The 23,311-nt window shown below is 60.3% G+C and carries 26 protein-coding genes; 4 read left to right on the plus strand and 22 right to left on the minus strand.

Annotated elements, in window-relative coordinates:
* Window positions 1-33: 33 nt before the first annotated feature.
* From iscX to uvrB, 10 genes are all read right to left on the minus strand, one after another.
* On the minus strand, window positions 34-228 hold the full coding sequence (gene iscX, locus CVS48_RS21900; RefSeq protein ID WP_100856274.1) for a Fe-S cluster assembly protein IscX: 195 nt from the start codon (window positions 226-228) through the stop codon (window positions 34-36).
* On the minus strand, window positions 228-569 hold the full coding sequence (gene fdx, locus CVS48_RS21905) for an ISC system 2Fe-2S type ferredoxin (RefSeq protein ID WP_006225293.1): 342 nt from the start codon (window positions 567-569) through the stop codon (window positions 228-230). The genes iscX and fdx overlap by 1 nt, the downstream gene beginning before the upstream one ends.
* Window positions 570-578: 9 nt before the next feature.
* Window positions 579-2,441, minus strand: coding sequence for a Fe-S protein assembly chaperone HscA (gene hscA / locus CVS48_RS21910; RefSeq protein ID WP_100856275.1), 1,863 nt, complete (start codon window positions 2,439-2,441; stop codon window positions 579-581).
* A gap of 73 nt (window positions 2,442-2,514) precedes the next feature.
* Entirely contained in the window at window positions 2,515-3,027 is a 513-nt protein-coding gene (hscB, locus tag CVS48_RS21915) for a Fe-S protein assembly co-chaperone HscB (protein ID WP_100856276.1), read from the minus strand.
* Window positions 3,028-3,030: 3 nt separating this feature from the next.
* Complete coding sequence (iscA, locus tag CVS48_RS21920; protein WP_050445294.1) at window positions 3,031-3,354, minus strand: iron-sulfur cluster assembly protein IscA; 324 nt, start codon at window positions 3,352-3,354, stop codon at window positions 3,031-3,033.
* Window positions 3,355-3,356: 2 nt separating this feature from the next.
* Window positions 3,357-3,761: a Fe-S cluster assembly scaffold IscU gene (gene iscU, locus CVS48_RS21925; RefSeq protein WP_006220174.1), complete on the minus strand. Its 405-nt coding sequence runs from the start codon at window positions 3,759-3,761 to the stop codon at window positions 3,357-3,359.
* Window positions 3,762-3,794: 33 nt separating this feature from the next.
* Window positions 3,795-5,006 (minus strand): IscS subfamily cysteine desulfurase, encoded by a 1,212-nt coding sequence (locus CVS48_RS21930; protein WP_050445293.1) that lies wholly within the window; start codon window positions 5,004-5,006, stop codon window positions 3,795-3,797.
* 21 nt (window positions 5,007-5,027) lie between these two features.
* Window positions 5,028-5,570, minus strand: coding sequence for a Fe-S cluster assembly transcriptional regulator IscR (gene iscR, locus CVS48_RS21935; protein ID WP_100856277.1), 543 nt, complete (start codon window positions 5,568-5,570; stop codon window positions 5,028-5,030).
* 193 nt (window positions 5,571-5,763) lie between these two features.
* Window positions 5,764-6,255 (minus strand): low molecular weight protein-tyrosine-phosphatase, encoded by a 492-nt coding sequence (locus tag CVS48_RS21940; protein WP_006225301.1) that lies wholly within the window; start codon window positions 6,253-6,255, stop codon window positions 5,764-5,766.
* Window positions 6,256-6,504: 249 nt separating this feature from the next.
* Window positions 6,505-8,658, minus strand: coding sequence for an excinuclease ABC subunit UvrB (gene uvrB, locus CVS48_RS21945; RefSeq protein ID WP_242001195.1), 2,154 nt, complete (start codon window positions 8,656-8,658; stop codon window positions 6,505-6,507).
* A gap of 76 nt (window positions 8,659-8,734) precedes the next feature.
* Between uvrB and CVS48_RS21950 the strand changes: the two genes are divergently transcribed.
* Entirely contained in the window at window positions 8,735-9,934 is a 1,200-nt protein-coding gene (locus tag CVS48_RS21950) for an amino acid aminotransferase (RefSeq protein ID WP_100856279.1), read from the plus strand.
* Window positions 9,935-10,089: 155 nt separating this feature from the next.
* A complete protein-coding gene (gene lexA, locus CVS48_RS21955) occupies window positions 10,090-10,740 on the plus strand; it encodes a transcriptional repressor LexA (RefSeq protein ID WP_100856280.1) in 651 nt (216 codons plus the stop codon).
* A 116-nt stretch (window positions 10,741-10,856) separates the two neighbouring features.
* On the opposite strand, the gene lon is transcribed toward lexA, so the two are convergent.
* From lon to loiP, 5 genes are all read right to left on the minus strand, one after another.
* Window positions 10,857-13,307 carry an endopeptidase La gene (lon, locus tag CVS48_RS21960; protein ID WP_100856281.1) on the minus strand — a complete coding sequence of 817 codons (2,451 nt, stop codon included), beginning with the start codon at window positions 13,305-13,307 and terminating at the stop codon, window positions 10,857-10,859.
* 206 nt (window positions 13,308-13,513) lie between these two features.
* Complete coding sequence (clpX, locus tag CVS48_RS21965; RefSeq protein ID WP_100856282.1) at window positions 13,514-14,812, minus strand: ATP-dependent Clp protease ATP-binding subunit ClpX; 1,299 nt, start codon at window positions 14,810-14,812, stop codon at window positions 13,514-13,516.
* A 101-nt stretch (window positions 14,813-14,913) separates the two neighbouring features.
* The gene (clpP, locus tag CVS48_RS21970) at window positions 14,914-15,567 is read right to left on the minus strand and encodes an ATP-dependent Clp endopeptidase proteolytic subunit ClpP (RefSeq protein ID WP_100856283.1); all 654 of its coding nucleotides are present in this window, start codon (window positions 15,565-15,567) and stop codon (window positions 14,914-14,916) included.
* A 4-nt stretch (window positions 15,568-15,571) separates the two neighbouring features.
* The gene (gene tig / locus CVS48_RS21975) at window positions 15,572-16,882 is read right to left on the minus strand and encodes a trigger factor (RefSeq protein WP_100856284.1); all 1,311 of its coding nucleotides are present in this window, start codon (window positions 16,880-16,882) and stop codon (window positions 15,572-15,574) included.
* A gap of 164 nt (window positions 16,883-17,046) precedes the next feature.
* The gene (gene loiP / locus CVS48_RS21980) at window positions 17,047-17,802 is read right to left on the minus strand and encodes a metalloprotease LoiP (protein WP_100856285.1); all 756 of its coding nucleotides are present in this window, start codon (window positions 17,800-17,802) and stop codon (window positions 17,047-17,049) included.
* A gap of 264 nt (window positions 17,803-18,066) precedes the next feature.
* Here loiP and CVS48_RS21985 point away from each other — a divergent pair, with 264 nt between their 5' ends.
* Window positions 18,067-18,612, plus strand: coding sequence for a TIGR00645 family protein (locus CVS48_RS21985; RefSeq protein WP_100856286.1), 546 nt, complete (start codon window positions 18,067-18,069; stop codon window positions 18,610-18,612).
* A gap of 113 nt (window positions 18,613-18,725) precedes the next feature.
* Here CVS48_RS21985 and CVS48_RS21990 read toward each other — a convergent pair whose 3' ends face one another.
* From CVS48_RS21990 to CVS48_RS22015, 5 genes are all read right to left on the minus strand, one after another.
* On the minus strand, window positions 18,726-18,932 hold the full coding sequence (locus CVS48_RS21990) for a cold-shock protein (protein WP_006225311.1): 207 nt from the start codon (window positions 18,930-18,932) through the stop codon (window positions 18,726-18,728).
* Window positions 18,933-19,236: 304 nt separating this feature from the next.
* The gene (locus tag CVS48_RS22000) at window positions 19,237-19,794 is read right to left on the minus strand and encodes a DUF924 family protein (RefSeq protein ID WP_100856288.1); all 558 of its coding nucleotides are present in this window, start codon (window positions 19,792-19,794) and stop codon (window positions 19,237-19,239) included.
* Between the two features lie 134 nt (window positions 19,795-19,928).
* Window positions 19,929-20,132, minus strand: coding sequence for a cold-shock protein (locus tag CVS48_RS22005; protein WP_006220190.1), 204 nt, complete (start codon window positions 20,130-20,132; stop codon window positions 19,929-19,931).
* Between the two features lie 371 nt (window positions 20,133-20,503).
* A complete protein-coding gene (locus tag CVS48_RS22010) occupies window positions 20,504-20,824 on the minus strand; it encodes a hypothetical protein (RefSeq protein WP_050445282.1) in 321 nt (106 codons plus the stop codon).
* A 95-nt stretch (window positions 20,825-20,919) separates the two neighbouring features.
* Window positions 20,920-21,318 carry a hypothetical protein gene (locus CVS48_RS22015; RefSeq protein ID WP_100856289.1) on the minus strand — a complete coding sequence of 133 codons (399 nt, stop codon included), beginning with the start codon at window positions 21,316-21,318 and terminating at the stop codon, window positions 20,920-20,922.
* A gap of 124 nt (window positions 21,319-21,442) precedes the next feature.
* On the opposite strand from CVS48_RS22015, the gene CVS48_RS22020 reads away from it, so the two are divergent.
* The gene (locus CVS48_RS22020) at window positions 21,443-21,751 is read left to right on the plus strand and encodes a DUF2513 domain-containing protein (RefSeq protein WP_100857797.1); all 309 of its coding nucleotides are present in this window, start codon (window positions 21,443-21,445) and stop codon (window positions 21,749-21,751) included.
* 16 nt (window positions 21,752-21,767) lie between these two features.
* Here the strand turns inward: CVS48_RS22020 and CVS48_RS22025 are convergent, their stop codons facing one another.
* Together CVS48_RS22025 and CVS48_RS22030 are read right to left on the minus strand one after the other, a co-directional pair.
* Window positions 21,768-22,040: a hypothetical protein gene (locus tag CVS48_RS22025; RefSeq protein WP_100856290.1), complete on the minus strand. Its 273-nt coding sequence runs from the start codon at window positions 22,038-22,040 to the stop codon at window positions 21,768-21,770.
* A gap of 114 nt (window positions 22,041-22,154) precedes the next feature.
* On the minus strand, window positions 22,155-23,309 hold the full coding sequence (locus tag CVS48_RS22030) for a DSD1 family PLP-dependent enzyme (protein WP_100856291.1): 1,155 nt from the start codon (window positions 23,307-23,309) through the stop codon (window positions 22,155-22,157).
* Window positions 23,310-23,311: the final 2 nt, after the last annotated feature.

A 23,311-nucleotide genomic window follows, 5' to 3' on the forward strand; every position in this document is an offset into this window, starting at 1 on the left:
CTCCCTGTCGGGAGCGTTGTTCGCGTCGGCGGGTCAGTCCGCTTCGTCTATCCAGGCCATCTGGATGGCCTCAAGGATTTTCTCGCCACAGTGGGCGGGGTCGTCGTTGAATTCAGGCAATGCCATGACCCATTCGCGCAACTGCGTAAAACGCAGCGTCTTGGGGTCGACGTCGGGGTGCGCGTCGACCAGGGCGGCGGCTATGTCGTAGGTATCGGTCCACTTCATCAATGGCCCTCTTTGGCGTGGTTGATGGTGTACTTCGGAATTTCTACCGTCAGGTCCGTGTCGGTCACCAACGCCTGGCAGGACAGGCGCGACGTGGGCGTCAGGCCCCAGGCTTTGTCCAGCAGATCTTCTTCGTCGTCCGTTGCGTCTTCCAGCGCGGAATACCCTTGCTTGATGACCACGTGACAGGTCGTGCACGCACACGACAATTCGCAGGCGTGCTCGATGTCGATGTGGTTGTCCAGCAATACGCGACAGATCGACACGCCCTTGGGCGCGTCTTCAATCACAGCGCCTTCCGGGCAGTAGTCGGGATGAGGCAATACAGTCAGTTTCGGCATAACGTCTTTTCAGGCAATCTCATCAAGTTTGCGGCCAGCCAACGCAGCGCGAATGCTGCGATCCATGCGGCGCGCGGCAAAGTCGTCGGTAGCGGCCGACAAGGCTTGCACCGCGGCTTTCACCGTTTCCACATCGTCGGCAGTCTGTGCACCGATGGCATCCTGCAGGCATTCGTCGACGCGCTTGCGTTCGTCAGCATCCAGCAAGTCACCGTCCACAGCCAGCGCGGCCTGCACCGATTCCACAAGTTGGCGCGCGTCCACTTGCTGCTCGCGCAACATGCGCGCGCGGGCATCCGTATCCGCCTGCGCGACGCTGTCGGCCAGCATCTGCGCAATTTCGTCGTCGCCCAGCCCATAAGACGGCTTGACCGAAACGGCGGCCTCGACACCCGTGCTTTGCTCGCGGGCAGTCACGCTCAGCAGCCCGTCGGCGTCCACCTGGAACGTCACGCGGATACGCGCCGCGCCAGCCACCATGGGGGGAATGCCGCGCAGTTCAAACCGCGCCAACGAACGCGAATCCGCGACGAGGTCACGTTCGCCCTGCACCACATGAATGCTCATGGCCGTCTGGCCGTCCTTGAACGTGGTGAACTCTTGCGCGCGTGCCACGGGGATGGTGCTGTTGCGAGGAATCACGCGCTCAACCAGCCCGCCCATGGTTTCCAGGCCCAACGACAGCGGAATCACGTCCAGCAGCAGCCAGTCTTCGCCCGGCGCGCGGTTGCCGGCCAGCAAATTCGCCTGCAAGGCGGCGCCCAGCGCCACCACTTGATCCGGGTCCAGATCGGTCAGTGGCTCGGTACCAAACACCTGGCCCACCGCAGCACGCACCACGGGCATGCGCGTTGCGCCGCCCACCATCACCACGCCGCGCACGTCAGCCGGCTTCAGCGACGCATCGCGCAAGGCGCGGCGCGCGCAATCCAGGGTGCGTTCAATCAGCGGCTGCGCCAACGTTTCGAACTCAGCGCGCGTCAACACCAGGTCAACGTCACGCCCGTCTGACAGCGGGAGTTTCAGGGTGGCGCTATCGGCGGTCGACAGGGCTTCACGCGCGGCGCGCGCTGCCATCAACAGGCCACGACGGTCAGCGGGTGAAAACTCACCGGTGGCCAGCTTGGCCACCGCATGGTCGGCGATCAAGGCATCGAAGTCATCCCCACCCAGCGCCGTATCGCCGCCAGTCGAAATCACTTCGAAAACGCCTTGCGTCAGACGCAGAATGGAAATGTCGAACGTGCCGCCGCCCAGGTCGTAAACGGCATACACCCCTTCCGAGGCATGATCCAGGCCGTAGGCAATGGCCGCGGCGGTCGGCTCATTCAGCAGGCGCAGCACGTTCAGGCCAGCCAGGCGGGCGGCGTCGCGCGTTGCCTGGCGTTGTGCGTCGTCAAAATAAGCGGGCACGGTAATCACCGCGCCCACCAGGTCGTCGCCAAGCACGTCTTCGGCACGCTGGCGCAACACCGCCAGAATCTGCGCCGACACCTCAACCGGGCTCAAATCGCCTTGCGCCGTGCGGATGCGCACCATGCCGGGCGCGTCCACAAATTCGTACGGCGCCCGCGTGGCGCGTGCCTCGTCCAACGAGCGGCCCATGAATCGCTTCACGGACACCACGGTGTTCAAGGGGTCTTCAGCCTGCTGCGCCAGCGGCTCGCGGCCAGTCGTGACTTTGCCGCCAGGAAAATAACGCACCGCCGACGGCAGCAAGGCATGGCCTTGCGCATCTGGCAGCACTTCCGCCACGCTGCTGCGCACCGCCGCAACGAGGGAATTGGTAGTGCCCAGATCAATGCCCACCGCCAGCTTGCGCTGGTGCGGCGCGGGCGACTCACCGGGCTCGGATATCTGCAATAAGGCCATGATTGTGTTCTTCTGGTCAGTGAGCGGCGGTGTGCTGGCGCCCGCTACGGCGGGCGCCCCAACACAGGGTTCGCTATCCGGCGGGCTGGGCGTCTGCCAGCTCTTGCGCCAGCTTTTCCACGAACATCCATTCCCGCACTTTCAGGCCTGCGGCGGCGTAATCGCGCTCGTCGTCGAGCAGGCGTTTCAGCGTGGCGCGCATCGAAACTCGCGCCTCTTCCAGCTCTGCGCGTAACGCCGCCAAGGCATCAGTATCGTCGCGCGCGTCATCCAGCATCTCGCGCCACGTCATCTGCTGCATCAGGAAAGCCGTGTCCATGGACGTGTTGCTCTCGGTCTGCAAATCCACGCCTGCCTGTTCGCACAGATAGCGCGCCCGCAGCAAGGGATCTCGCAACACGCGGTAAGCCTCATTGGCGCGCGCCGCCCACTGCATGGCGACGCGACGTTCCGCGGCGCTGGCTGTGGCGTAGCGATCAGGATGCACCTGCGCGGCAACAGCGCGCCACGAGGTTTCCAAGGCTTGCGCGTCCAGGTCAAAACGGGCGGGCAAGCCGAACAGCGTGAAATGGTCGTCTACAGCCAAGACTTACACCGTGAACGACTCGCCGCAGCCGCAGGTCGCCTTCTCGTTGGGGTTACGGAACTTGAAACCTTCGTTCAGGCCTTCGCGGGCGTAATCCAGCTCGGTGCCATCCAGGTAAGCCAGGCTCTTGGGGTCGATGAAGACCTTCACGCCAAAGCTCTCGAACACGACGTCTTCCGGCGCCGAGTCGTCCACGTATTCCAACTTGTAGGCCATGCCGGAGCAGCCCGTCGTCCTAACGCCGAGCCGCAAGCCAATCCCCTTTCCGCGCTTTTGCAAGTAGCGGCCGATGTGGTTGGCTGCCTGTTGGGTCAGGGTGACGGACATGATCAGCCTGCCACCGCTTCAGCCGGCGCCGAGTGCTTTTCTTTGTAGTTCTGCACCGCGGCCTTGATCGCGTCTTCGGCCAGGATGGAACAGTGCACCTTCACCGGCGGCAAGGCCAGCTCTTCGGCAATCTGCGTGTTGCGGATGTTCATGGCCTGGTCCAGGGTCTTGCCCTTGACCCATTCGGTCACGAGCGAGCTGGACGCGATGGCCGAGCCGCAGCCGTAGGTCTTGAAGCGCGCGTCTTCGATCACGCCGGCTTCATTCACCTTGATCTGCAGCTTCATGACGTCGCCACAGGCGGGTGCGCCGACCATGCCGGTGCCCACCGACTCGTCCGACTTGTCGAACGAACCGACGTTGCGCGGGTTTTCGTAGTGATCCAGAACTTTGGTGCTGTAAGACATGTTATTTCTCCACGAATTTCTTGGCGCGGGCGCTTAGTGCGCAGCCCACTGCACGGTGTTCAAGTCAATGCCTTCCTTGGCCATTTCCCACAGCGGCGACATATCGCGCAGCTTGCCAACGCGGCTCTTGAGCAATTCAATCGCGTAGTCCACTTCCTTTTCGGTCGTGAAGCGGCCCAGCGTGAAACGGATGGAACTGTGCGCCAACTCATCATTACGACCCAGGGCGCGCAGCACGTACGACGGCTCCAGGCTGGCCGACGTGCAAGCCGAACCGCTGGACACGGCCAGTTCCTTGATCGCCATGATCAGGGACTCGCCTTCGACGTAGTTGAAGCTGACATTCAGGTTGTGCGGCACGCGCTGGTCCATGTCGCCGTTCAAATAGACCTCTTCGATCTGCGACAGGCCGTTCCAGAGACGGTCACGCAACATGCGGACTCGCTCGTTCTCGGTACCCATTTCTTCGCGAGCCAGGCGGAACGCCTCGCCCATACCCACGATCTGGTGCGTGGCCAGCGTGCCCGAGCGGAAACCACGTTCGTGACCACCACCGTGCATTTGCGCTTCGATGCGGATACGCGGCTTGCGACGCACATACAACGCGCCGATACCTTTGGGACCGTAGGTCTTGTGCGCCGAAAACGACATCAAATCGACTTTCAGCTTTTGCAGATCGATTTCCACCTTGCCGGTCGCCTGAGCAGCGTCCACATGGAAAATGATGCCCTTCTCGCGGCAGATCTCGCCCAGCGTTTCGATATCCTGAACGACGCCGATCTCGTTGTTCACCATCATGACCGATACCAGCACAGTGTCGGGGCGCAGTGCCGCCTTGAAGGTGTCCAGATCAATCAGGCCATCGTCCTTTACGTTCAAGTAAGTGACTTCGAAGCCCTGGCGCTCCAATTCACGACAGGTATCAAGCACGGCTTTGTGCTCGGTCTTGACGGTGATGATGTGCTTGCCGCGTTCCGCGTAGAAATTCGCGGCGCCTTTAATGGCCAGGTTGTCGGATTCCGTTGCGCCGGACGTCCAGACGATCTCGCGCGGGTCGGCGTTGACCAGCTTGGCAACTTCTTCGCGGGCGCGCTCAACGGCTTCTTCGGAATCCCAGCCATAAGCGTGGCTGCGCGATGCCGGGTTGCCGAAGTTCTCGTAAAGCCAGGGCACCATCTTGTCCACGACGCGCGGATCGACGGGTGTCGTGGCCGAATAATCAAAATAAATCGGGCGGGTGGTCATATCTACAACTCCTGATACTGCTTATACGGTGGCATTGGCCGCAACGGCCGTGGTCGGGGAATTGGCGGCAGCATTGGTGCCCCCTACCCGATTGACACGCACCGCGCAGGCCTGCGCTTGATTGCTGGCTTCCTGCAACTGGCGCACGCGCTGCTGATCGACCAGATCTTGCAGGGACACCGAATCCAGGTAATCGACCATCTTGCGATTCAACGTAGCCCAGAGCTCATGCGTCATGCATTTGCCCGGCTTGCCGTCATTGCCGCTCGTACAGTCCCGTTTGCCGCCACAGCTGGTGGCGTCCAGCGGCTCATCGACCGCGAAGATGATGTCTGCAACGGTCACGTTGCGCGCAAGACGCGCAAGCGAGTAACCGCCGCCCGGGCCACGTACGCTGTCCACGAGCTCGTGGCGACGCAATTTCCCGAATAGCTGTTCCAGATAGGAAAGCGAAATGTTCTGACGCTGGCTGATGGCCGCAAGAGTGACCGGGCCGCTATGCTGGCGCATGGCGAGATCGATCATGGCAGTCACGGCGAAACGCCCTTTGGTAGTTAGCCGCATGGTGGGTTCCCTGTGATTCGGCAATGGCCGCCAGCGAATCCAGCGGTCAATACCCGAGTAATTGGGTCAAGTATAGCCTATTCCCGACTAATTTGGTATGGCTCCAGGCCAGAAAAAACCGCGCTGTTGCGCGGTTTTTTCACTGCCATGCACCCCAAGAGCCGCACTGCTGGCGGCTCTACGTAAAAAGCGATCAGGCCGCTTGGTACTGGGTAGCGCGCTTGCGGACCAATTCCAGGACACCCTGGCAGGCGTCTTCCAGATAATCGAGAACCTTGCCAAAGCCATCAGCGCCGCCGTAGTACGGATCGGGCACAGTGGCCTCTTCGAACTCATTGGCGAAACGCATCAGCAGCATCAACTTGTGCTGATAGGTTTTGGGGCACTGTTGCTGCATGGCGGACAGATTGTCCCAATCCATGGCGAGGATAAGATCAAAATCGCGGAAATCTTCCGCGGTGACCTGACGCGCCTCACAGTGCGTGATCTCGTAGCCGCGCTTACGCGCCGCAGCCTGCGCCCGGGCATCAGGCGCCTCGCCAATGTGAAACGCGTGCGTGCCCGCGGAGTCGATGCGAACTACATCGCCCAAACCCGCGTCGTTCACCAAATGGCGAAACACGCCCTCTGCGCTCGGCGAGCGACAGATATTGCCCATGCAAACGAAAAGTACCTTGGTCATCATGGAAGTAAGTGTGCGGGAAAACCCGAGATAAGGCAAGCTTTTTTTGCAAATGAACAATTGGCCCCTAGCAGCGATTCATTTGCAATTTACTCAGCATAATCAACATGTTATGCGCAATATTAAAAGTCAAAGCTCACTAACGAAACAGACTGCCCGTGTGCGTTGCGAAACTGTCACCACCAAGCCACCGGGCTTCCTTGTTTTCAGCTTATCGTAAGCAAAAAAAGCGCTAGCGTCAGGACCAAATGGTCACACCGCGCCATCCAGGAGCACCCGCTGCTTTAGCGCGGTGAGTGCATCACGCGCAGCGGCCGCCTGCTCGAATTCCAAATTCCGAGCGTGGTCCATCATCAATTTTTCAAGGCGCTTGAGTTCGCGAGCCAGCGCCTTTTCGTCTTTCAAGAACTCGGCCGGAACCGCAGCCTCCAGCGCGTCGTGCTGCACCGGCGCGACGATCCCGTCGATCAGCTCGCGCACTGCCTTGTGGACCCCGCGCGCGGTGATACCGTTGTCGATGTTGAACTGCAGTTGCTTGGCGCGCCGCCGGCTGGTTTCCTCCATGGCCCGCTGCATCGAATCCGTAATGCGATCCGCATACAGAATCGCGTGGCCGTTCAGGTTGCGAGCAGCTCGGCCGATGGTTTGGATCAGACTGCGCTCGGACCGCAGGAAGCCTTCCTTGTCCGCGTCCAGAATCGCCACCAGCGACACCTCCGGAATATCCAGACCCTCGCGCAACAAGTTGATCCCCACCAGCACGTCGAACGTTCCCAGCCGCAAATCGCGCAGAATTTCCACGCGCTCGACCGTGTCGATGTCGGAATGCAGATACCGAACCTTGACGCCATGCTCGCTCAGGAAGTCGGTCAGATCTTCGGCCATGCGCTTGGTAAGCGTGGTCACGAGGACGCGCTCGCCTAGCGAGACCCTGGCCTTGATCTGGCCCAGCAAATCGTCCACCTGCGTGCGCGCAGGCAACACTTCTACCAAGGGGTCGACCAGGCCGGTCGGCCGCACAACCTGTTCGACAACATTGTCGGCATGCTCTTTCTCGTACGCAGCGGGAGTTGCGGACACGAACACGCACTGGCGCATCCGCACCTCGAATTCCTCGAGCTTGAGCGGCCGGTTGTCCAGCGCCGACGGTAGCCGGAACCCGTATTGCACCAGGGTTTCCTTGCGCGACCGGTCCCCACGGTACATGCCGCTGAGCTGGCCGATGGTCACGTGGCTTTCGTCGATGAACATCAGGGCATCGGAAGGCAGGTAATCAATGAGCGTGGGCGGAGGTTCGCCCGCCGCCGCACCCGACAAATGGCGGGAGTAGTTTTCGATGCCCTTGCAGAAGCCCAGTTCCTGCAGCATTTCCAGGTCGAACCGCGTCCGTTGTTCGAGCCGCTGCGCCTCGACAAGATGCCCGTCGTCGACAAACCGCTTCACCCGTTCGCGCAGCTCTTCCTTGATGGTTTCAATGGCACGCAACACCGTATCGCGGGGGGTTACATAGTGCGAACCGGGGTAGACGGTGAAACGGGGCAACTTCTGGCGGATGCGGCCGGTCAGCGGATCAAAAAGCTCCAGGCTTTCGATCTCGTCATCAAACAGGGTCAGGCGCAGCGCCAACTCCGCACTTTCCGCAGGGAAAATATCGATGGATTCGCCCCGCACCCGGAATACGCCACGAGTGAATTCAGCGTCATTGCGCGTATATTGCATCGCCACCAGGCGCGCCAGGATTTCCCGCCGCGAGATCTGATCCCCGCTGCGCAGAATCAGCACCATTGCGTGGTAGTCGGCCGGGTTACCGATACCGTAGATGCACGACACGGTCCCCACGATGATCGTATCCCGCCGTTCGAGCAGGCTCTTGGTGGCCGACAGCCGCATTTGCTCGATGTGTTCATTGATGGACGAATCCTTCTCAATGAACAGATCGCGCGTAGGTACATAGGCCTCGGGCTGGTAATAGTCGTAGTAGGAAACGAAGTACTCGACCGCGTTCTTTGGAAAGAACTCGCGCATTTCTGCGTACAACTGTGCCGCGAGCGTCTTATTTGGTGCCAGTACCAATGCGGGACGCCCCAGGCGGGCGATCACGTTGGCCATGGTGTAGGTTTTGCCCGAGCCTGTAACGCCCAAAAGCGTCTGGAACATCAGGCCGTCTTCTATCCCCTGCTGCAAGCCGTCAATGGCGGCGGGCTGGTCGCCTGCAGGGGGATAGGGCTGGAACAACTGGTACGGGCTGCCTGGATACTCGACGAAACGGGGTTCGACGCGGGGTTCGACGCGGGGTTCGACGCTGGTTCCAGGCACGGCCTCAGCCGCTGCCGGCGCCGCAGAATCCGTAGCGGGATTCTGAGCCAGATCTCCCGCGCCGCTTGGGTCTATTGGGCTGTTTGGCATGCTAGACTGTTCCAGGGTAAACCCCCCATTATCCACAGCACCTCGTACTGCGTCCACCCATCCTCATCAGAAGCCCATGAGCAACCTTTTCGATTCCGTCGAACTCGCGCCGCGCGACCCCATTCTTGGTCTGAACGAACAATTCAACGCGGATACGCGCCCGGGTAAAGTCAACCTGGGCGTGGGCGTGTACTACGACGATCAGGGACGGATCCCCCTGTTGGGCGCCGTTCGCAAGGCCGAAACCGCCCGCATTGAAGCCGCCGCCGCTCGCGGCTATCTGCCTATTGAAGGCATCGCCGGCTACAACCAGGGTGCGCAAGCGCTGCTGTTGGGCAAAGATTCCGCGCTGGCCGCGGCCGGGCGCGTCCTGACCACCCAAGCACTGGGCGGCACCGGCGCACTGAAGATCGGCGCTGATTTCCTGCGTCAACTGCTGCCCACCTCCAAGGTGCTGATCAGTAACCCCAGCTGGGAAAACCACCGTGCGCTGTTCGAGCGCGCCGGCTTTGAAGTTGGCACGTACTCGTACTACGACGCCACCACTCGCGGCCTGAATTTCGATGCCATGCTGGCCGATCTGAAGGCAGCCCCGGCCCAGACCGTCGTTGTGCTGCACGCATGCTGCCACAACCCCACCGGCGTGGACCCCACGACCGAACAGTGGAAGCAAATCGCTGCGGTGGTGAAACAAAACAACCTGGTTCCGTTCCTCGACATCGCCTATCAAGGCTTTGGCGAAGGCCTGACCGAAGACGCTGCCGTCGTGCGCATGTTCGCCGATCTGGACATGACCATGTTCATCAGCTCGTCGTTCTCGAAGTCGTTCTCGCTGTACGGCGAGCGCGTCGGTGCGCTGACGGTCGTCGCTGGTAGCAAGGACGAAGCCGTCCGCGTGCTGAGCCAACTGAAGCGCGTCATTCGCACCAACTACTCCAACCCGCCCACCCACGGTGGCACGGTGGTGTCGACGGTTTTGAATACGCCTGAGCTCTTCGCCATGTGGGAAGAAGAACTCGCGGGCATGCGCGACCGCATCCGCCTGATGCGCAAGCAGTTGGTCGAGAAAATCAAAGAACACGGCGGCAAGCAGGACTTCAGCTTTGTTCTGGAACAGCGTGGCATGTTCTCGTATTCGGGCCTGACGTCGGCGCAAGTCGACCGCCTGCGCGAAGAACATGGCGTTTACGCCGTGTCCAGCGGCCGCATCTGCGTTGCAGCACTGAATAGCGGCAACATTGACAAGGTCGCTGCCGGCATCGCTGCTGTGCTGTAACCTCGTCCGCAAGCGGGTTCTTGGACCCCTGCCTGACAAAACGGAGCCCTCGGGCTCCGTTTTGCATTACGCCAGGCACCAGCTTGCTTTTTTGCGCTGCGTCCCCCAGAATGGCGCTGTATATATGTACAGTCCGCTCGCACCGGATCATCGCCATGGCCAGCAAACTTACAGATCGCCAGCAACAAATTCTGGACCTCATCCGGCAAACCGTCACGCGCACGGGGTTTCCACCGACGCGCGCTGAAATTGCCCAGGCCTTAGGCTTCCGTTCACCCAATGCCGCGGAAGACCACCTCAAAGCACTGGCCCGCAAGGGCGCCATCGAACTCACCGCTGGCGCTTCGCGTGGCATACGCCTGAAAGATGGCGGGTCCTCCGCTACGCAGACATCTTCACCCCTGCCCTCACTGTCGCAATTGCTGTTGCCGCTGGTCGGGCGGGTAGCGGCAGGCAGCCCTATTCTTGCGGCCGAGCACGTGGAACGTGAAGTTGGCGTTGACCCTCACCTGTTCGCGCAAACGCCCGACTACCTGCTGAAGGTGCGAGGCATGAGCATGCGCGACGCCGGCATCCTGGAAGGCGACTTACTCGCCGTGAAGAAAGCGTCCGAAGCCCGCAACGGCCAAATTGTGGTGGCACGTATTGGCGATGAAGTCACGGTCAAGCGCCTGCAGCGCATTAACGGTCATATCGAGCTTCTGCCTGAAAACCCAGACTTTCAAACCATCGTGGTCGAAGCCGACCAGGAATTCGCGCTGGAAGGAATTGCGGTCGGCTTGATTCGTACGCACGCATTGCATTAAGCAAGCGCCACGCATTCGCCTGCTCAATAAAAAACCCCGCCACGTTCAGAACGTGACGGGGTTTTTATTTGGCCGCCCTCTTCTACATCTAAGGGCGGCCAAATCCAAGCAAGCAATCAGTGCTTAAGGACGGGGTCGGTTGAACCGGGTTCCGCCGGTTTGGCCACTAGCGGCTCCTTCACGGCCTCTTCCTCTGACAGCGGCTCAGGTAGACGCTCCAAGGCCAGCTCCAGCACCTTGTCGATCCAGCGGACCGGGACGATCTCAAGATGGTTTTTGACGTTGTCCGGGATTTCCGCCAAGTCTTTGACGTTTTCCTCCGGGATCAAGACCGTCTTGATGCCGCCACGATGGGCTGCTAGCAACTTTTCCTTCAAGCCGCCGATCGGCAACACTTCACCGCGCAGCGTGATCTCACCGGTCATGGCGACATCGGCACGCACGGGAATGCGCGACAACGCCGAAACCATGGCCGTGGTGATCGCGATACCAGCGGACGGACCGTCCTTCGGCGTCGCGCCTTCCGGCACGTGCACGTGCATGTCGTGCTTTTCAAAGACGCTGTCGGCAAAGCCCAGGCGACGCGCCCGTGAACGCACCACCGTGCGAGCAGCCTCAACGGACTCCTTCATCACGTCGCCGAGCGAACCCGTGCGCTGGATGACACCCTTACCAGGCATGTCAGCGACTTCGATGGTCAGCAAGTCGCCACCCACTTCCGTCCAGGCAAGTCCGGTCACCTGACCGATCTGGTTTTCCTTCTCGGCCATACCGAACGTATAGCGACGCACACCGAGGTAATCGCTCAGGTTGTCGCCCGTGACGTTGACCGGCTTGGCCTCAAGGGTTTTACCTTCGGCCTTGGCGCGGTCATTCTGGGTCAGCAATTGTTTAATGACCTTGCGGCAAATCTTGCCCACTTCGCGTTCAAGCGCCCGCACACCGGCTTCCCGGGTGTAGTAGCGCACAATGTCGCGCAATGCGCTGTCGTCGACGGTCAGCTCGCTATCTTTCACGCCATTGTTCTGCATCAGCTTGGGCAGCAGATGGTCGCGGGCGATATGGATCTTTTCCTCTTCCGTGTAACCGGACAGGCGGATCACTTCCATACGGTCCAGAAGGGCCGGCGGGATATTCAGCGTATTGCTGGTCGCCACGAACATCACGTCGGAGAGGTCGAAGTCGACTTCTATGTAGTGGTCCTGGAACGTGTGGTTTTGTTCCGGATCCAGCACTTCGAGCAACGCCGACGAAGGGTCACCACGGAAATCCATGCCCAGCTTGTCAATTTCATCAAGCAGGAACAACGGATTGCGCACGCCAACCTTCGACATGTTCTGGACGATCTTGCCGGGCATCGAACCGATATACGTACGACGGTGGCCACGGATCTCAGCCTCGTCACGCACCCCACCCAGCGCCATGCGCACGAACTTGCGGTTCGTCGCCTTGGCGATCGACTGCCCGAGCGAGGTCTTACCTACACCAGGAGGGCCAACCAGGCACAGGATCGGCGCCTTCACCTTGTCTACGCGCTGTTGCACGGCAAGATATTCAAGGATGCGTTCCTTGACCTTTTCCAGACCGTAATGGTCGTTGTCCAGCACCGTCTCGGCGTTGGAGATCGAGTTGTTGATTTTGCTCTTCTTCCTCCAGGGGAGGTTGATAAGCGTATCGATGTAGTTGCGCACCACCGTGGCTTCGGCAGACATCGGCGACATTAGCTTGAGCTTCTTGAGCTCAGCGTCGGCCTTTTTGCGCGCCTCTTTAGGCATGTGGGCAGCGATGATCTTCTTTTCAAGCTCTTCGATGTCCGCGCCTTCTTCGCCCTCGCCCAACTCTTTCTGAATGGCCTTGACCTGCTCATTCAGGTAGTAGTCGCGCTGGCTCTTTTCCATCTGCTTCTTCACGCGGCCGCGAATCCGCTTTTCGACTTGAAGGATGTCGATTTCGGTTTCGAGCTGGGTAAGCAGACCTTCAAGGCGCTCGGACGTGCCGACGATCTCGAGCATCTTTTGCTTTTGCTCGAGCTTCAGCGGAAGATGCGCGGCGATCGTGTCAGCCAGGCGGCCCGCATCATCGATGCCAGCCAACGAGGTCAGGATCTCCGGGGGGATCTTCTTGTTGAGCTTTACGTACTGTTCGAACTGGGCGACGATCGCGCGGCGCAGGGCCTCGGTCTCGGAGCCTTGCATGGCGTCCGGCTCGATAGGCGTCACCTGGCAGGTGAAATGCGAATCGGCATCCTCGATGCTGCTGATGCGGGCACGCTGGGTGCCTTCGACCAGCACCTTTACGGTGCCGTCGGGCAGCTTGAGCATCTGCAGGATGCCTGCAACGCAGCCGATCTCGTAGACGTCTTCAGGGGTGGGGTCATCCTTGCCGGCGGACTTTTGGGCCACGAGCATGATGCTTTTGCCCGCTTCCATCGCAACCTCGAGCGCGCGGATAGAGCGCGGACGGCCGACGAACAGCGGGATGACCATGTGCGGAAACACCACGACATCACGAAGTGGGAGCAGGGGCAGGTCGATCGGGTCGGAAGGCAGGGTCTGGCTGGCAGACATAGGAGGTTCCTCGGTATGACTCGGCGTATCGGGGACAAGGTGCTCGGGGTGTCCCCGAGCTATCCACGTCAGTTACGTCTGTTATGGGAACAATAGCCGAAAATTCAAGATCCCGGCTGCCGGATAGTCTAAAGGCCAAAAAAAATGCCCCGAAGGGCAGTCCTACGGCAAAAAAACCCGTTACAGGAACGGGCTTTTTTGAAATATCAGGCAGCGGCGTCGCGGACTTCGCCGCGCTCGGGCTTGTCCTTTTCGCCGGCTTCGTCAGCGTAGATCAGCAAGGGCTTGCCCTCGCCTTCAATCGCGCCCTCGTCCACGACGACGCGCTTGACGTTACCTTGCGACGGCAGCTCGTACATGGTGTCCAGCAGCGTCTGTTCAATGATCGAACGCAAGCCCCGGGCGCCAGTCTTGCGCTTGAGGGCCTTGCGAGCAATGGCCTTCAATGCCGCCGGCCGCAAATCCAACTCGGCGCCTTCCATGGCGAACAGCTTCTGGAACTGTTTCAGCAAGGCGTTCTTGGGCTCGGTCAGAATCTGCACCAAGGCAGCTTCGTCAAGTTCGTCCAGCGTGGCAACCACGGGCAGACGACCGACGAGTTCCGGGATCAAGCCAAACTTGATCAGATCCTCGGGTTCGACTTCAGAGAAGAGTTCGCCCACGCCCCGCTCGGACTTGGCTCGCACCGACGCCGAGAAACCGATGCCCGATTTCTCGGTACGGTCGCGGATGACCTTTTCCAATCCGTCGAAGGCGCCGCCCACGATGAAGAGGATATTGGTCGTGTCGACCTGGACGAAATCCTGGTTGGGATGCTTGCGGCCGCCCTGCGGAGGCACGGAAGCGACCGTACCTTCGATCAGCTTCAACAACGCCTGCTGCACGCCTTCGCCCGACACATCACGAGTGATGGAGGGGTTATCGGACTTGCGGGAAATCTTGTCGATTTCGTCGATGTAGATAATGGCGCGCTGCGCCTTCTCGACTTCGTAGTTGCAGTTCTGCAGCAACTTCTGAATGATGTTCTCGACGTCTTCACCGACATAGCCGGCTTCGGTCAGCGTCGTGGCGTCAGCCATGACGAAAGGCACATTCAGCATGCGCGCCAGCGTCTGCGCCAAAAGCGTCTTGCCGGAGCCCGTGGGGCCGATCAGCATGATGTTGCTCTTGGAGAGCTCGACTTCGTCACCCTTGATCTCGCCGTGACGAATGCGCTTGTAATGGTTGTAAACCGCCACGGCCAGCATACGCTTGGGCGAGTTTTGCCCAATGACGTATTGGTCGAGGAAAGTCTTGATTTCGGCCGGAGTGGGCAGTTCGGAACGAATCGCCGCGCGCGCGGTAGCCTGCGCTTCTTCGCGGATGATGTCGTTGCACAGATCTATGCACTCATCGCAGATGAATACCGACGGACCCGCGATCAGCTTGCGGACTTCATGCTGGCTTTTATTGCAAAACGAGCAATGCAGCACTTTTGCGTCTGCCGATCCCTTTTTTTCAGGCATATTTGTTTCGTATCTCAGGTAAAGATGCGCCAGACCGGTAAGAAGCCCGGCGCATGCGCTTACTCAAACTTGATGGCAGCGGGTTCAGAACAACCGGGAAGTCAGCCTTCCGAACGAGAGTTCATTACCTTGTCCACCAATCCATACGATACCGCATCTTCGGCGGACATGAAGTTGTCACGTTCCGTGTCTAGGCCGATGCGCTCAATCGACTGGCCGGTGTTGTCGGCCAGAATACGGTTAAGACGTTCGCGCAGGTCCAGGATCTCGCGAGCCTGGATCTGGATGTCGGACGCTTGGCCCTGGGCGCCACCGGACGGCTGGTGGATCATGATCCGCGAGTTGGGCAACGTGAAACGCTTGCCCTTCTTGCCAGCCGCCAGCAGGAACGCGCCCATGCTGGCCGCAAGGCCCGTGCACAGGGTGGATACGTCCGGCTTGATGAACTGCATGGTGTCGAAAATGGCCATTCCCGCGTACACCGACCCGCCGGGCGAGTTGATGTACAGGGAAATGTCCTTGTCAGGATTCTCCGATTCCAGGAACAGCAACTGCGCCACAACCAAGTTGGCCGTTGCGTCATTGACCGGACCCACCAGGAAAATGAGCCGTTCGCGGAGCAGACGCGAATAGATGTCGTAGGCGCGCTCGCCGCGCCCCGACTGCTCGATAACCATGGGAATGTAGCCCAGGCCGGTGGGGGTCACCGAAGACCCGCCATTCATTGCCGCATAGAAATCGGTGAATCTCTGCATAGTGTTACGCCATCCCCATCAACTGATCGAAAGGCACCTTTTCGTCGGTGACCTTGGCCTTTTCCAGCACGTGCGCGACGACATTGTCTTCCAGCACGATAGCCTCGATTTCAGCACGACGCTGGCGGTCAGCCAGGTAATAGCTGACAACCTGAGCGGGTTGTTCGTAGTTTTCCGCGAATTCTTCAATGCGCGCACGAACTTGCTCGGGCTTGGCTTGCAGTTGAGCTTGCTTGACCAGTTCCGACACCAAGAGGCCCAGGCGGACACGGCGTTCGGATTCGGTCGAGAAGGCTTCAGCCGGGATCGGCACGGATTCAGCGTTGGGAATGCCACGCTGCTTCAACTCTTCGCGGGCGGCGGCGACACGGCCTTGCACGTCGTTGTCGACCAGCGCCTTCGGCACGTCGAACTTGCCGGCCTCGACCAGGGCGTCCATGACGCTGGACTTGGTACGGCCAGCCGAACGGACCTTGACTTCGCGCTCGATGTTGCTGCGGATGTCGGCCTTCAGCTTTTCGACGTCGCCTTCGGCTTGGCCGAGCGACTGGGCGAATTCGCTGTTCAGTTCGGGCAGGACGCCTTCAGCCACTTCCTTGACGGTGATGGTGAATTCGGCGGTCTTGCCGGCAACTTCCACGCCTTGGTAGTCGTCCGGGAACTTCAGTTCGAAAACCTTGGTTTCGCCAGCCTTCAGGCCGCGGGCGGCTTCTTCGAATTCCGGCAGCATGCGGCCTTGGCCGAGCACGAACGGGAAGTCTTCGGCCTTGCCGCCTTCGAACGGCACGCCGTCGATGGTGCCGGCGAAGTCGAGCGTGACGCGGTCGCCGTCTTGCGAGGCGCGGCCTTCACGGGCTTCGAACGTGGCGCGCTGCTTGCGCAGGACGTCCAGGGTTTGTTGAACTTCGGCGTCGGTGACGGCGGTTTCGTAACGGGTGACGGCCAGGGCCGACAGATCCGGGACGGCGACTTCGGGGTACACCTCGAACGTGGCGGTAAACGCCAGCGTGTCGTCGGTGACGCCTTCAGTCTTGGGTTCCAGGTTCGGGGCGCCAGCGACGCGCAGCTTCGCGCCGTCGATGGCTTGTTCGAACGCACGGCCAACTTGGCTGTTGATCACGTCGTAGCGGATGCTGGGGCCATGACTGCGCTCGAGCATGGCGAGCGGAGCCTTACCCGGGCGGAAGCCGGGGACCTTGGCGGTGCGAGCCACGCGCTTCAATTGCGCCTGGACTTCCTTTTCGACGTCGGCCACCGAGACGGCCAGATCAACACGGCGCTCCAGGCCGGAGAGGGTTTCAACCACAGGCTGCATTAAAAGACCTATTTTCCGAGAGATGAGATTACGGGCGGATAAACGCGGCATTTTACCGGAAACTTCCGGAACCCTGACGCAAAGGGGCGCGAGCCCCGGATTTGCCCGGATACTCGCGCCCCGTTTTCCGCCCGAAATGGGAGGGCGAACGTCGTTTCGACGCCTTATTTCGCCTTGGCGATGCGGTCTTCGATGTGTTGAGCGCGCTTGGCCGAGGACGGGTGCGAGCTCATCATATCGCTCTTGCCGCCATCCAGCTCGGCAAGCTTCTGGAAAGCCGTCACCAAACCGCGGGTATTGAGCTTCTTGGCCTGCAACTGGTCGAACGAATAGTCGTCCGCCGCGCTTTCCTGCGATTGCGAGAACTGCGCGTTGATGAACTTCTCGGTCAGATCGCCCAATTGCGACGAATTCAGCGCGGCAACCGTGGCGCCACCGGCAGCACCCGCCGCATCGCGCGCGGCCGACACCGTATAGGCGGTCTGCATGGCCTTCTTGCTATGGCCCAGTGCGACGTGGCCGATTTCATGGCCCACCACGCCCATCACTTCGTCGTCCGTCATCATGTCCATCAGGCCGCTGTAGACACGGATGCAACCGTTGGCCATGGCCCAAGCGTTGACGTCCTTGGTGAGGTAGACCTTGTAGCTGGCCTTCTGGCCGTTAACACTGCCACCCAGCGCCTTGGCGATCTTCTGCAGGCGCGCGTCGTACTTGCTGCCCGGAGCCGCGATCTTTTCCTGTGCGTCGCTTTGCGCGCAAGCCTTGTCAGACAGCGTCTTGATTTCGGCATCGCTCAGCGTGGCAGCTTGCACGACCTTGCTGCCGGCGCCCACCAGGCCGCCGATGTCGAAGGCGTGCGACGTGGAAAAAGGGGCAAGCGCAACAGCCAACGCGGCAACGGTGTAGCGGATCTTCATGGGAACAAACTCCTCTTGGCTAACTCTATGCGAGCAAGGCGGCAATTCTATATATGCCGAAAGCGCTCCAAGCGTTTCGCCACAGAGTTTCGCAAATGGCAGTTTCGCTTACACAAAAGTCGGGCAAGCGCGTCCCAGGCGTGCTAACAGCGTCGCTATGCGCACCGGCAAACTGTCGTAAAAATCTGCTGCCGGCGTTACGCCGGGGTTGTTAGAATTGCCGCCGCACTTTTATTGCACACCCACATACGGCTCGCACCCAACATGAATGAAAATCCCCCTCCCCGCTTAGGCATGCTGCCCAGTCTGATCTTCAGTTCTCGCTGGCTGCAGCTGCCGCTGTACCTGGGCCTGATCGTTGCGCAAGGCGTCTACGTCATGCTCTTCCTGAAAGAGCTGTGGCACTTGGTGACGCATGCCAATAGCTTTGGCGAAATGGAGATCATGCTGCTGGTGCTGGGACTGATCGACGTGGTCATGATCTCGAATCTGCTTGTCATGGTGATCGTGGGTGGATACGAGACGTTCGTGTCGCGCCTGCGCCTGCAGAATCATCCGGATCAGCCGGAGTGGTTGAGCCATGTCAACGCCAGTGTGCTCAAAGTGAAGTTGGCGATGGCCATCATCGGCATTTCGTCGATCCACCTTTTGCGCACGTTCATCGAGGCAGGCACGATCGGCACCCCCAACGCCCGCTTCACCGAAGCGGGCGTCATGTGGCAAACCATCATTCACGCGCTGTTCATTCTGTCCGCGCTGGGCATCGCGCTGGTTGACAAATTGTCGACCTCGCCCACCCACAAGCATTAAGACTCGATCACGGCGCTTGGCGCCGGTGACAAAAAAAGCCTCCACACGTTGCGTGTGGAGGCTTTTTCATGGGTCGAACACCGGGGTGCGCCCGGCACGCCACCCCTAAAGTATCAGGCTGCGACCTTGATGTTCTTGGCGCTTGGACCTTTGGGACCGGTACCGACCTCGAAGGTGACGCGCTGGTTTTCCTGCAGCGACTTATAGCCTTCGCTGCGGATTTCGGAGTAATGGGCGAAAAGGTCTTTACTGCCGTCGTCGGGCATGATGAAGCCGTAACCCTTTTCGGCGTTGAACCACTTAACGATGCCGGTTGCCATGGAGTGTCCTTGAACCTAAAAGATGCGATTGCTCGCGGGGCGCCAGATCATCAAGGATGGGAGAGGAAGCAACCGCAGCACCACTGACGGCGACAAGTTGACGCAGACCGCGTCGCTTGAAAATCTCGCTGAACCCAGTGTATTGGTGAACCTTGAAAAACGTCAAACACGCGAATGGTCGAATCGCGATGGCTTGCGGGCCGCAGCCAGCCGCACAAAATTGACGAATATTTTCACCTTGGCAGAAATAGATACAGGTCGATCTCCCCCCAGGCCGCAGCCCACACCAGCGCCGGTGTGTGTGTCAACCAGCGAAGCCGCCCCCGGCAAGGAAATCTTGTTCAGCTTGGGTCGTCTGCCTGCCTAGCGCGGCGTTGCGATGCGGAAAACGGCCGAAGCGCTTGATGATGTCGCGATGCAGAACGGCCCAGCGCAGCGTATCCGCGTCCAGGGGCTCCATCAGCGCCACGCCGCGATTTTGCATTGCCAGGCTTTCTGAGTGTTCAAACGGCATATAAAAGAACTGCCGCAAAGGCCTCGCCACCGCCAGGTCGTGGCCCGCGGCGATTGCGCGTTCCGCGAAGTACTGAGCTAAAGGATCGGTAGCAAACATATGCGCCGTGCCGCGAAAGGCGTTGCGGGGAAACTGATCCAGCAAGATCATCAACGCCAGCGCGCCGTCAGCATCTTCCTGCCAGGCATCCAATTGCCGAGAAGCGGCCGCCCAATGCGCGGCTTCGAAGCGCCGGCGAAACTCGGCATCAAACGCATCGCTCTTGGTGTACCACTGCTGCGGGCCCGCATCGGTCCAGAAAGCCACCACATCCTGGGGCTGCGGCATAAGGGGCTTGGGAGATGTCATGGGAAACGATCCTGGAGGGTCTACGGCGCGGCGCCGGCACAGGGGCGCGGGCTTGCTGCTTGAACGTGCAAAGCATAGCGCGCGCAAAAACAAAAAAAGCCCCCGAAGGGGCTTTTTTGCGAAAAATCAGACCTTTACAGGACCTGAATCTTCGTGGCTTGCGGGCCCTTGGGGCCATTGGCCGTCACAAAGCTGACGCGCTGGTTCTCTTCCAGAGACTTGAAGCCAGAACCCTGGATTTCGGAGAAGTGAGCGAACAGATCCTTACCACCCGCTTCCGGGGTGATGAAGCCATAGCCTTTTTCCGAATTGAACCACTTAACGACGCCGGTTTCCATACTGTATTTCCTAGAGATAATGGGCAAATGCCCGGAGGTCACGAATCAATCAAGGAGGGGACAGTAGAACAATAACGCTGAGCCGGAAAAGGCACGGCACTGAACGAAAATCGCAACGCTTGTGATCGTGTGCCGACACTATCGTTATATTCCCCTCGCAAGTCAACATAATCCTAAAAAATGCGTGCCAATAATGCAACAAAGAGAAACTGCGTTGAAAATTTGCACGTTTCCATAGGCAAAACTTGTCCCTGCATAGGTGTAAACACCCATACAACATAAAAAAACAATCGGGGCTTATTTAAATGCTGTCGTTAACGCGCATGTCATTCATACGCCTTTTGGATCAGCACTTTGGTTTGCCGTCAGGCTTACTGGTCGATAGGTAAACCCAACAGATCGAGCGCCGCGCCAAAAGCATCGGAACCCGAGCAAAGGAAAACCGCCACGTCGCCGGGATTCATATTCTCCAGGACCTGGTCGATTTGTTCTTGCGCATTATCAACATTGTCGACATTTGAAGCGTGTATATCCGCTCCAGCCTCGACTTTTTCGATGGGGACGATGTCAGCGATCGCATTGAGATCGGTTACGCCCACCACCACATAGACGCTGATGGGCTCGCCATCTAGCGTCGTGAGCAGCTCGACGCCGCCCGCTACGTCGGCAAGGTGCCGACTTACTATTTCCATGTTCAATCTTCCTTGATCAGCGGGCCTAGCCCGCTTGGACGCACGCACCGTGAAGGTGCAATCTCACGCCCAGGCGCGACTATAACAGCCTTGGCCTAATGTTTTTTGACATTCGGGCCCAACGACTGCCGAGCAGCCCCGGACGTGGCGGCCACGCGACGGCAGCGCACCCCGGCGTCGGTCAGGACGGCGATGAGCGGCTTCTGGGCAGCCAGGAAAGCGTCTTTCTCGTCGCCAGTCAGCTTGCAGATGAACATCTGCGCCTGCAACTGGGTCCGGCGCGCGCGTCGGTTGTCGGCCTCTTGTGCCAGCCAGTCGCCGATCCAGGCGGAAGCGGCCTCGGGGTCGGCCTGCAGCTTGACGTGGCCCAGCAGGTCGAAAATTGTCACGCCGTCGATGCGTTCGTCTTCACCGCGCGTGAGGTAAAGCTTGGCAGCCTGGCCCGAATAACCGGGGACCACGGCAAGGCAATCGCGTTCAGCGGGTTTCTTCATAAAGTTCTGTACGTAGGTGTCGGTTGTCTAGAACCATGGACTGTAACCCGGCCTTGCGCCCCGTCGCATAGGCGCCAAGGAACTCTGCTATCGTCGGCCTACTATTTTCCTTACGGTGAACATCATGCAACGCGATTTCGATCTGGTCGTCACGATTTTGGGCGCCCTGCGCGACGCGCCCGGCCCCAACCTGAGCACGCACGACATCAAGAATGTCGCACTGGCCCCGCACCCGGAAGAACAGGGCTTGCAGGTCATTGCGCATCACCTGGACCTTTTGGCCGATGCCGGTCTGGTCAAACAGGTGAGCGAAACGGCGGCCAACGCGGGCGCGGCGCGCTGGCGCATCACCTGGAAGGGCTACGACGCCCTTGAGCAGGATGAGGATGACGAGGATGAGGACGACGGCGAAATTTTCGACGCCGAAGAGTAAGACGAAAGCCTGGGGCTCAGCGGCGCTGCAGTATGCGCCGCGTGAGCAAGGATGCGGCGGTGCCGATCACCAGGCTGAACATGAAGGCGGCAATGGCCAGCATGGCCGCCAAGTCGCTGAAGCCGCCTTGGCGCGCCAGCACTACCACGGCGACGCAGATCGTCGTGGCCAGCGCAATCACCCCCAGCAGCACTTGCTTGACCGAGCGCAGGCGGCCGCAGAGCGAGCCACCCACCAGCGCAGCCGCCACCATCGCGGCCATGGACCAGAACAAATATTCGTACTGCATCAGGCGACTCCCCCTGGGGTGTTGAGGCGCCCGCATTATAGGCGTGCGCCCTGCGCCTCAATGCTCCCCAGTAGCTCGTAGGGACTTCCCTGCCCTACTCCAGCCAATCCCCGCTTACCAGCCGCGAAACCGCTCCCAGTGGGCCACCACGCCCGGCTCGCCTTCCCGCACGACGTGGTAGGCGTCATGCTGGGCGCACGTGGCGCAGGCGTGATTCGGGACGATACGCAGCTTGGTGCCCAAGGGCAGGTCCGGCAAGGTGGCGCCGCTGCCCGCGCGCAGCTTGATGATGCCCTGCTCCTGGTTGGTTTCCGCCAACAGCAGGTCGGGGTAGACCTTGCCCTGCGCATCACACACCAAGCCGTACAACTGATCGACCGGCTGTTTGGCGGTGCCGCGGTCGCGCGACATGGCCATCCAGCCGGCGTCGACCAGAATCCAGCCTTTGTCGGGCTGGTGTCCGATGACGGTAGTCAACACGGTGGCCGCGATGTCATCCACGGAACAGACGCCCAGGCCGGCCATCACCAGGTCGAAAAAGACATAGACGCCAGCGCGCACTTCCGTTACGCCCGCCAGGCTGCGAGCGAAATGCGCGGTGGGCGTGGACCCTACGCTGACCACGGGGCATGGAAGCCCGGCTGCGCGGATGGCGTCGGCGCAACCGACCGCCGCGGCGCGCTCCTGCTCGGCCATGTCGGCGATAGCCTCAAGGCTGCGGCAGCCATAGGATTCGCCGGCGTGGGTCATGACGCCGCGCAGGCAATCCGCCTGGGCAAGCGCCCGGGCAATCGCCAACAGGTGTTCATGGTTGTCCGGTTGCACGCCGGCACGATGGCCGTCGCAGTCGATTTCGATCAGCGCCGGCAGTTGCACACCGGACGCCTTGGCTTGCGCCGCCACCATCTGTGCCGCATCGATGCTGTCGACCACAATCGTCAGATCCACGCCGCGCTCCCGCAGGGCTAGCACCCGCGCCAACTTACCCGGCGACACGCCCACCGCGTAGAGCAGATCGGTGACGCCGGCGGCGGCGAACTGCTCGGCCTCCTGTAGCGTGGACACGGCGGCCGGCCCCTGCGGGCTGCCCATGACGCGGCGCGCCACGTCAATGGACTTGGGCGTTTTCAGATGCGGGCGCAATTGCACGCCATGTGTGGCCATCAGCGCGTTCAAGCGTTGAATGTTGCGCGTCATGCGCGTTTCGTCCAACAGCAGGCACGGGGTATCCAGGCTGTCGAGCGAAGTTGGATTGGTGGCGGAAGTCATGG

The organism is Achromobacter spanius (assembly GCF_002812705.1).
Lineage (GTDB): Bacteria > Pseudomonadota > Gammaproteobacteria > Burkholderiales > Burkholderiaceae_B > Achromobacter > Achromobacter spanius.

Excerpts from the sequence above, each read along its gene's own strand:
- iscX (WP_100856274.1), bottom strand. The coding sequence starts at position 228 with ATGAAGTGGACCGATACCTACGACATAGCCGCCGCCCTGGTCGACGCG.
- fdx (WP_006225293.1), bottom strand. The coding sequence starts at position 569 with ATGCCGAAACTGACTGTATTGCCTCATCCCGACTACTGCCCGGAAGGC.
- hscA (WP_100856275.1), bottom strand. The coding sequence starts at position 2,441 with ATGGCCTTATTGCAGATATCCGAGCCCGGTGAGTCGCCCGCGCCGCAC.
- iscA (WP_050445294.1), bottom strand. The coding sequence starts at position 3,354 with ATGTCCGTCACCCTGACCCAACAGGCAGCCAACCACATCGGCCGCTAC.
- iscU (WP_006220174.1), bottom strand. The coding sequence starts at position 3,761 with ATGTCTTACAGCACCAAAGTTCTGGATCACTACGAAAACCCGCGCAAC.
- CVS48_RS21930 (WP_050445293.1), bottom strand. The coding sequence starts at position 5,006 with ATGACCACCCGCCCGATTTATTTTGATTATTCGGCCACGACACCCGTC.
- iscR (WP_100856277.1), bottom strand. The coding sequence starts at position 5,570 with ATGCGGCTAACTACCAAAGGGCGTTTCGCCGTGACTGCCATGATCGAT.
- CVS48_RS21940 (WP_006225301.1), bottom strand. The coding sequence starts at position 6,255 with ATGATGACCAAGGTACTTTTCGTTTGCATGGGCAATATCTGTCGCTCG.
- uvrB (WP_242001195.1), bottom strand. The coding sequence starts at position 8,658 with ATGCCAAACAGCCCAATAGACCCAAGCGGCGCGGGAGATCTGGCTCAG.
- CVS48_RS21950 (WP_100856279.1), top strand. The coding sequence starts at position 8,735 with ATGAGCAACCTTTTCGATTCCGTCGAACTCGCGCCGCGCGACCCCATT.
- lexA (WP_100856280.1), top strand. The coding sequence starts at position 10,090 with ATGGCCAGCAAACTTACAGATCGCCAGCAACAAATTCTGGACCTCATC.
- lon (WP_100856281.1), bottom strand. The coding sequence starts at position 13,307 with ATGTCTGCCAGCCAGACCCTGCCTTCCGACCCGATCGACCTGCCCCTG.
- clpX (WP_100856282.1), bottom strand. The coding sequence starts at position 14,812 with ATGCCTGAAAAAAAGGGATCGGCAGACGCAAAAGTGCTGCATTGCTCG.
- clpP (WP_100856283.1), bottom strand. The coding sequence starts at position 15,567 with ATGCAGAGATTCACCGATTTCTATGCGGCAATGAATGGCGGGTCTTCG.
- tig (WP_100856284.1), bottom strand. The coding sequence starts at position 16,882 with ATGCAGCCTGTGGTTGAAACCCTCTCCGGCCTGGAGCGCCGTGTTGAT.
- loiP (WP_100856285.1), bottom strand. The coding sequence starts at position 17,802 with ATGAAGATCCGCTACACCGTTGCCGCGTTGGCTGTTGCGCTTGCCCCT.
- CVS48_RS21985 (WP_100856286.1), top strand. The coding sequence starts at position 18,067 with ATGAATGAAAATCCCCCTCCCCGCTTAGGCATGCTGCCCAGTCTGATC.
- CVS48_RS21990 (WP_006225311.1), bottom strand. The coding sequence starts at position 18,932 with ATGGCAACCGGCATCGTTAAGTGGTTCAACGCCGAAAAGGGTTACGGC.
- CVS48_RS22000 (WP_100856288.1), bottom strand. The coding sequence starts at position 19,794 with ATGACATCTCCCAAGCCCCTTATGCCGCAGCCCCAGGATGTGGTGGCT.
- CVS48_RS22005 (WP_006220190.1), bottom strand. The coding sequence starts at position 20,132 with ATGGAAACCGGCGTCGTTAAGTGGTTCAATTCGGAAAAAGGCTATGGC.
- CVS48_RS22010 (WP_050445282.1), bottom strand. The coding sequence starts at position 20,824 with ATGGAAATAGTAAGTCGGCACCTTGCCGACGTAGCGGGCGGCGTCGAG.
- CVS48_RS22015 (WP_100856289.1), bottom strand. The coding sequence starts at position 21,318 with ATGAAGAAACCCGCTGAACGCGATTGCCTTGCCGTGGTCCCCGGTTAT.
- CVS48_RS22020 (WP_100857797.1), top strand. The coding sequence starts at position 21,443 with ATGCAACGCGATTTCGATCTGGTCGTCACGATTTTGGGCGCCCTGCGC.
- CVS48_RS22025 (WP_100856290.1), bottom strand. The coding sequence starts at position 22,040 with ATGCAGTACGAATATTTGTTCTGGTCCATGGCCGCGATGGTGGCGGCT.
- CVS48_RS22030 (WP_100856291.1), bottom strand. The coding sequence starts at position 23,309 with ATGACTTCCGCCACCAATCCAACTTCGCTCGACAGCCTGGATACCCCG.